The sequence below is a fragment of the Denitrificimonas halotolerans genome (genome assembly GCF_034259425.1).
In the GTDB taxonomy this organism is placed as follows: domain Bacteria; phylum Pseudomonadota; class Gammaproteobacteria; order Pseudomonadales; family Pseudomonadaceae; genus Denitrificimonas; species Denitrificimonas halotolerans.
The window spans coordinates 1-6,569 of the sequence record NZ_JAXIVU010000034.1 but is presented as its reverse complement, the minus strand read 5'-3'; the positions used below and the strand labels follow the sequence as shown (position 1 = coordinate 6,569).

The following is a 6,569-nucleotide window of genomic DNA, read 5'->3' as shown; positions in this document are numbered from 1 at the left end:
ACCGCGTTCGGTTATTTGTTTGATGGCCTCAGCTTTGAATTCAGGTGTAAAACGTGGTTTTGCCATGATGCTCTCCTAAAGGTTTATTCTAACTTAAGGAGTGTCTAGTGTTTTAGGGGAAGTCCACTTCCCGGGAAAAACTCTGCGTAATCCAATTCGCCCAAAAGAATTTTGGCCTGTACTTTTGATAGCAAAGCTTCTACTTGCTTTCGGTTTGCAGGCGTATCAGTAAGTATTGTTTGCTCGCGGCAGCGATGACCCGCATACATGAAGTCAAGGTAGAGCTTACCGGTTTCTTTACGAACTCGAACTTTAGACATAGCAGACGCCCCCGTTAGCCATAGGAATAGCCAAAGACTCTTCGTTACGGGCGCTAGTCAGCATTGTTTTCTCAACCTCTTCCCAAAGGAAAAGAATCTTTCGACGGCCAAATGGTTTGATGTAATGGAGACCCTCAAGCAGAACAGTATCTTTCAGCGACTGCCTAATGGTTCGGCAGTCATACTTGATTCGCTCTGCTAGTTCCTCAGTAGTCAGATATGTGTATGAAGTACTCATCGCATTCTTCCTCTCGCTAGTTTATTCTAGATAGCTAAAAGACGTTTCTAATAACGAAATGTCATCTTGAATAACATATTACGCGACAGGATTGCATTTGCAAGCACTTTTTGTCATTTAGAATGATATTTTTATATTTAGGATGATTTTATGGTTCGTTGCCACCTTGCTCGCATGATGGGCGAGCACAAGATGAATATTGCTGATGTAGCCCGGGAGACAGGCTTAAATCGAAATACGGTGACTCTTCTTTATAAAGAAACCGCGCAGCGTATTGAGCTCGATGCACTCGACAAGCTATGCAAGCTATTTCAGTGCGAGGTCAGTGATTTGTTGGAGTACTTACCAGACAGTACAGAGTAGTCGGGAAGCGGCCAAGGATGGCACAGTAATACGCTGGCAAAATAACATTTAAGATAGTGTGACAAAAAAAGACTTAAGGTCGTTTTTGCTGAGTTGGGAAAAATCGGTCTGAGCGATTTGTCACACATGCGTCACAGAAGTGTCACAGAGGCTTTTTAGGCAGTTTTTAAGACAGGAATTGCAGGCATAAAAAAAGCCCTAACTTATTGAAAGTTAAGGCTTTAGTATCTGGTTGCGGGAGCAGGATTTGAACCTACGACCTTCGGGTTATGAGCCCGACGAGCTACCAGACTGCTCCATCCCGCGGCGCAAAGTATAGCGACTTTAGAATACTTGTCAAACCTTAATTGCCTTTATCTTCTTTAAAGTGCCCGACTCGCCCTTGGCTAATGTTAGACTACTGGCTTTAGATGCACTGTTTATCGGGGTTACAGGGACATTGAGTTCGCGCAAAATCATTCACATTGACGCTGATTGTTTTTATGCAGCCATTGAGGTGCGTGATGATCCACGCCTGCACGGTCGTGCTGTCGCCGTAGGTGGTTCAGCAGAACGGCGCGGTGTTATTGCGACCTGCAACTATGAAGCACGCTCTTGGGGTGTACATTCGGCTATGCCCACTGCTCGAGCCCTCAAACTCTGTCCTGACCTTGTTGTACTCAAACCTCGCATGGATGTATACCGTGAAGCCTCGCGACACATTCACAATATTTTGCATGACTATACTGATTGCATTGAGCCTCTATCTTTAGATGAAGCCTTTCTGGATGTCAGCGACTGCACTTTATGTTCAGGTAGTGGCACTTTAATCGCTAAGGAAATTCGCAGCAGGGTTTGGCAAGAGCTGCGTTTGGTGGTATCAGCCGGTGTCGCCCCGAATAAATTTCTCGCTAAAATTGCTTCAGATTGGCGTAAGCCTGATGGGCTTTTTGTAATTACACCTGATGACGTAGATGATTTTGTTTTAGGTTTACCTGTAACTAAACTCCATGGCGTAGGAAAAGTCACTGCAGCGAAGTTAGCACGCATGGGGATTCATGATTGTGCTCAACTGCGTGAACACAGCCTGCTCTCTCTCACTCAAGCTTTTGGTGCATTTGGTGAACGCCTTTGGTCCTTAGCTCGCGGCATAGATGATCGCCCCGTGCAATCCGACAGCCGCCGACAAAGCATCAGTGTGGAACGCACTTTTGACCGTGACCTGCCTGATTTAGCTACTTGCCTAGCTGAATTACCAACCTTACTGGAAGCCCTTACTCGCCGCCAAGCCCGTTTAGATGCAGACTATCGCCCCGACAAGCCTTTTGTAAAAGTAAAGTTTCATGATTTTACCCAAACCACCATCGAGCAAGCCGGTGCCCCCATTGAATTAAACAGTTACCAGCTATTATTGTCGGCGGCATTCATGCGCGGTAATAAACCCGTACGCCTCCTGGGTGTTGGGGTGCGTTTACACGACCTACAGCAACAAGATGCCGTGCAATTGGACTTGTTTGATCCATGAGCCTGATGTTTAATTTCAGCCCCCTAACCTTCAAAGGCAACAAGCTGTGCTGAGTTGGATCAGCTACCTCGGATTAGCCGTCACGGCTTGCATTGCTGCGACTTTATTACCGATGCAGTCGGAGGCTGGGCTAGTCGCCCTGCTATATTTAGACCCAAGCGCGGTATACGGATTAGTTTTGGCTGCATCTATAGGCAATATACTGGGTTCGCAAATCAACTGGTGGCTTGGAAGGCAGCTACAACGCTGGCAAGGTCGCCGCTGGTTCCCTTTTAAGCCAATACAGCTTAATCGAGCACAAAAATGGTATCAACGCTATGGACGTTGGAGCTTACTCTTCAGCTGGGTACCCATCATTGGTGACCCTTTAACCTTAGTAGCAGGTGTTTTACGCGAGCCTTTTTGGCGCTTTACTTTATTGGTAAGCATTGCCAAGATCAGTCGCTACAGTCTATTGGCTTACGCCACAGTACATGTTCTAAACAGTTAAGCACACTAGCTCCACCCCAATAATCAAGCATCTATAGTTCAAAAGTTAACAGTGGGCCCACTCCGTCGGCTCAGGTATCATGGCGCTACTCTTCCACTCTATTCAACCCTAATGTTGGTACCTTTATGCGTAAGTCTTTATCTTCTAACAAAACTACCGAGCCTTTTAAACTGGCTGAGATTGACCCCGAGGTGTACCGCCAGAAAACCCGCAAAGCCAGCTGGATCATCATTACGGTATTTGTTTCTCTGGCAATGCTGTACTCCAGCTTGCTAGTGATGTTTTTTGGTGAGCCGGGCGGCGACAACGTTCGCTACAATATTACAGGTGTATTAGCCGGCGTAGCGGTCACTGCGATACTGGTCCGAACACTATTCAGTAAGCAAGCCTGGATGGCAGAAAGCTTATACAGTTGGCAGCTTAAGCGCAGTTTAATGAGCGTGACTAATGTGATGCATCATGTAAAAGCGGGCGTAGCTGAGCAAAATCCTGACGCAATGAAACTGTTGCGCTTTTATCATTTAGGATTATCACAGATGCATAAAATAGATGGTAATACTGGAGAAACAAGCGAGCTTGCGTATGAAGTCAGTGCGCACAAAGCAAAAATGGAAGAGTTGGGCCTGCCCACTGATCAACCAACACTCAACCCCGTTTGGTTAGAGACAGTTAAAACATTTAAAGCGCCTAAAAAATAACACGCCGGTGCCGCTGTTGACTACAACCAACACCGGCACTAACACTGTGAGCCTTATGAGTTGTGTCTATTTGATTTTAATGGTGTGGATTTCATCTTTATTCACTTGTACAGGCTTACCATCTTCCTGCTCAAACTGATAAAAACCACTGTCCTCGTCATATCGAGGCTTATCTTTGGTTTCAATTTGCTCACCATCTTTTAAGGTAATCACCGCGGGTGTGCTGCAACCAACTAATACAAATAAGGTTGTGCAGGCAAATAAGGTCATCAGATTTTTTTTACCCATGTGGGGTGATCTCCATTATTGAGCGATACTGATTTTGACTCACAGAGCCCTAACAAGTTCAGCTTAAACGCAGCGATATACTCCAACAACGCGTCTTTAGTCTTGAGTGGTTGCTGCAGTCAGTGCCTCTAAATCATCCAGCATATACTGCGGTACATCACGTCGTAAGCACAGCTGGCACTGCTGACTTTCAATATCAAAAAGAATGACCGCTTGCCCGCTATCTAAAGCATGACGCACCCGCTCAATACGGGTTAATAAAGGTGTTTCATCACCATTATCAGTACCATCACGAGTCACAAAGTCTTCAATTAAGCCAGCTAAAGTTTCTGCGCTCAACTGTTTATAAGGGATCAACATAAATGATTAAAGCCTACACAAGACAAAACAATATACTGCACACACAGCACGCGTACACTCAGTAATCAATTGCACTCTTAGAGTTTTTTATAGAATACCGTTAAACTTCAATATTTAGGTTCGCAGCATCGGCCTACTGGCTCGGCACTGCGCTTTTCTATACATAGGGTTATGCATTAGCACTGCAGTGATTCATCCACTGTACCTGATTGCTATCCACATCGGCTATATACTTTGCGCATGAATGAGTTTATCCAGACCGCTTTAGCCTGGTCCCATGGCAGTATTTACTGGCTCGGCGCCTTAATTTTTATCACCGCGCTTTTAGAGTGTTTGGCTTTAGTGGGCATTGTTTTGCCCGGAGTGGTTCTGATGTTTGCCCTGGCAGTTATCGCCGGCAGCAGTGACCTAGGCTTACCGGCTTTATTACTGCTGTCTTGGTTGGGTGGTTTAAGTGGCGATGTTTTATCTTACGCTTTAGGTCATCGCTTAAAGCATAAAGTCCCTCGACTCCCCTTGCTACGTAAAAATCCACATTGGTTAATAAGCGCACAAATTCACTTTGAGCGCTACGGAGCATTAAGCCTTGTACTTGGACGTTTTATCGGCCCGTTACGCCCTATTCTACCAATGGTTGCTGGCATGCTAGCCATGCCTCGGTCACGATTTTTCATTGTGAGCATTATTGCTGCGGCAGGCTGGGCCATTGCTTATACTTTACCCGGTTGGATGGTAGGTGCCGCACTTGATCTGAACCCACCAAAAGGTTTTTGGCTAGAAGCGGGATGGGTCATCGCTATTTTAACCATATGTGCGGCAGCCAGTATTTTTAGCTCGTTACGTGCTTGGCGAAGCAGTAGTTTCATTGCTGCCTCTCTGTGCGCTCTTGCTTTACTGAGCTTGATGCTAGGCTTTCAACACTTAGCAGTGTTTGATACTTACTTACATGATCTAAGCCAAATTATGCGTACTTCAAGCTTTGATCAAATTATGACCGCGATAACCCGCTTAGGTGATTTTTCTACACAGCTGACTGTAAGTACCTTACTCTGCACTTTACTCTTGCTATTTAAACAGTACCGCGCTTTATTTTTTACAGCAATCACGCTACTCACGGTAACCCTCAGTAACTACACATTTAAACATATTTTTGCGCGAACACGCCCTGAAATACTACTCGAGCCTTTATCAAACTTCAGCTTTCCTAGCGGTCATAGCGCCTCTGGATTTGCTTTCTTTTTGGTGCTTGGCGTATTGGCTGGACGCCAACAACCACAACGTTGGCGTGCTATTTGGATGTCTGCGGCATTTATTCCTGCAACGTTAATCGCTGTATCGAGGGTATATTTAACTGCACACTGGCCAACAGATATCTTGGCCGGCGCTTTATTAGCTAGCACAGTTTGTGCACTCAATTTATTGCTTATACAAGCTCGCCAGCCTATTCCAGCCTTAACCAAACTACACTGGCGCGTGATTGTGCTTGTACTATTGATAGCATTCGCCACTACGCTCAGCTGGGACTTTGCCAGCACCTTAAAAATGTACGCTTACTGAAACTTCTTGACATCCTTCCCGAACTAAAGGACGGAGATTTCCACTGTTAGACGGCCATGCCCTACCGCGGGAATATTTTGCGCCGCGTTTATATCGAGGTCATGGGTGACACCGCACCCACTGCACGTCCATTCTCTTATTCCAAGTCCTGCGATACCTTTTAGCCTCGATTCGGGCAAGCTACCACAACTTGAATAGGCTTGGGTGATGTATGCTTCGTCACCGTCCTTAAAAACAATGCCTGCGTGAGCTCATTTCTATTCTAGCATTGTTTTTAATTGCCCCCTGCCAGCACCCAATACTGCCTTAGCCATCTTGGTTTTAACACATTTGAAGCGACTGACATTGTCACATAGATTTCACCGCAACGGTTGGTGAGGGGCAGCTAAACTTGTGCAATGCGTCTTTTCTACGGTTAGTAATTTTCGCATGAATGGTTTTGACTTGAGTTTTATTTCTAGCCCTTTGCGCTGTGACTAGTTTCTCTTCAAGGCCAAGGTAGTCGCGTCCAACTTGAGCTGACAAAAACACACCACGCTCTTTAATCGAGCGTTGACTTAATTCATTAACAAAGTTCCAAACGAAATTGACGCTGCGAGCCATGCGGTTTAGCAAGGGCACATGTGGAGTGAACCCCTAAAGTTGGACTAAACTTTCAACTGGAAGGGTTCACAATGAAAAGACCGAAACACACCAAAGCTTTTAAAATAAACGCGGTACGAAAATACCTTAAAGGGCATTTAAGTAGTGC

Annotated in this window: 11 protein-coding genes and 1 tRNA gene; 5 read left to right on the top strand and 7 right to left on the bottom strand. The window is 45.6% G+C overall.

Annotation, left to right across the window (positions count from 1 at the left end; genetic code table 11):
- Positions 1-104: 104 nt before the first annotated feature.
- Both TOI97_RS12985 and TOI97_RS12980 read right to left on the bottom strand, forming a co-directional pair.
- Positions 105-320, bottom strand: a complete 216-nt coding sequence (locus tag TOI97_RS12985) for an Arm DNA-binding domain-containing protein (RefSeq protein ID WP_321554552.1) — start codon at positions 318-320, stop codon at positions 105-107.
- Positions 313-558 carry a hypothetical protein gene (locus TOI97_RS12980; RefSeq protein ID WP_321554551.1) on the bottom strand — a complete coding sequence of 82 codons (246 nt, stop codon included), beginning with the start codon at positions 556-558 and terminating at the stop codon, positions 313-315. The genes TOI97_RS12985 and TOI97_RS12980 overlap by 8 nt, the downstream gene beginning before the upstream one ends.
- A gap of 150 nt (positions 559-708) precedes the next feature.
- Here TOI97_RS12980 and TOI97_RS12975 point away from each other — a divergent pair, with 150 nt between their 5' ends.
- Positions 709-921, top strand: coding sequence for a helix-turn-helix domain-containing protein (locus TOI97_RS12975; RefSeq protein ID WP_321554550.1), 213 nt, complete (start codon positions 709-711; stop codon positions 919-921).
- A 229-nt stretch (positions 922-1,150) separates the two neighbouring features.
- Here the strand turns inward: TOI97_RS12975 and TOI97_RS12970 are convergent.
- Positions 1,151-1,227: transfer RNA gene (locus TOI97_RS12970), tRNA-Met, on the bottom strand.
- Between the two features lie 133 nt (positions 1,228-1,360).
- On the opposite strand from TOI97_RS12970, the gene dinB reads away from it, so the two are divergent.
- The 3 genes from dinB to TOI97_RS12955 all read left to right on the top strand — a co-directional run bounded on the left by dinB (position 1,361) and on the right by TOI97_RS12955 (position 3,613).
- Positions 1,361-2,425 (top strand): DNA polymerase IV, encoded by a 1,065-nt coding sequence (gene dinB, locus TOI97_RS12965; RefSeq protein ID WP_321554554.1) that lies wholly within the window; start codon positions 1,361-1,363, stop codon positions 2,423-2,425.
- A 46-nt stretch (positions 2,426-2,471) separates the two neighbouring features.
- Complete coding sequence (locus tag TOI97_RS12960) at positions 2,472-2,915, top strand: YqaA family protein (RefSeq protein ID WP_321554549.1); 444 nt, start codon at positions 2,472-2,474, stop codon at positions 2,913-2,915.
- 125 nt (positions 2,916-3,040) lie between these two features.
- Entirely contained in the window at positions 3,041-3,613 is a 573-nt protein-coding gene (locus TOI97_RS12955; RefSeq protein ID WP_321554548.1) for a DUF3087 family protein, read from the top strand.
- A gap of 66 nt (positions 3,614-3,679) precedes the next feature.
- On the opposite strand, the gene TOI97_RS12950 is transcribed toward TOI97_RS12955, so the two are convergent.
- Entirely contained in the window at positions 3,680-3,901 is a 222-nt protein-coding gene (locus TOI97_RS12950) for a YgdI/YgdR family lipoprotein (protein WP_321554547.1), read from the bottom strand.
- Between the two features lie 96 nt (positions 3,902-3,997).
- Positions 3,998-4,261, bottom strand: coding sequence for a YheU family protein (locus TOI97_RS12945; protein WP_321554546.1), 264 nt, complete (start codon positions 4,259-4,261; stop codon positions 3,998-4,000).
- Between the two features lie 240 nt (positions 4,262-4,501).
- On the opposite strand from TOI97_RS12945, the gene TOI97_RS12940 reads away from it, so the two are divergent.
- On the top strand, positions 4,502-5,818 hold the full coding sequence (locus TOI97_RS12940) for a bifunctional DedA family/phosphatase PAP2 family protein (RefSeq protein WP_321554545.1): 1,317 nt from the start codon (positions 4,502-4,504) through the stop codon (positions 5,816-5,818).
- A 23-nt stretch (positions 5,819-5,841) separates the two neighbouring features.
- Here TOI97_RS12940 and TOI97_RS12935 read toward each other — a convergent pair whose 3' ends face one another.
- A complete protein-coding gene (locus tag TOI97_RS12935; RefSeq protein ID WP_321554553.1) occupies positions 5,842-6,027 on the bottom strand; it encodes a zinc ribbon domain-containing protein in 186 nt (61 codons plus the stop codon).
- A 139-nt stretch (positions 6,028-6,166) separates the two neighbouring features.
- Entirely contained in the window at positions 6,167-6,421 is a 255-nt protein-coding gene (locus TOI97_RS12930; RefSeq protein ID WP_321554544.1) for a hypothetical protein, read from the bottom strand.
- Positions 6,422-6,569: the final 148 nt, after the last annotated feature.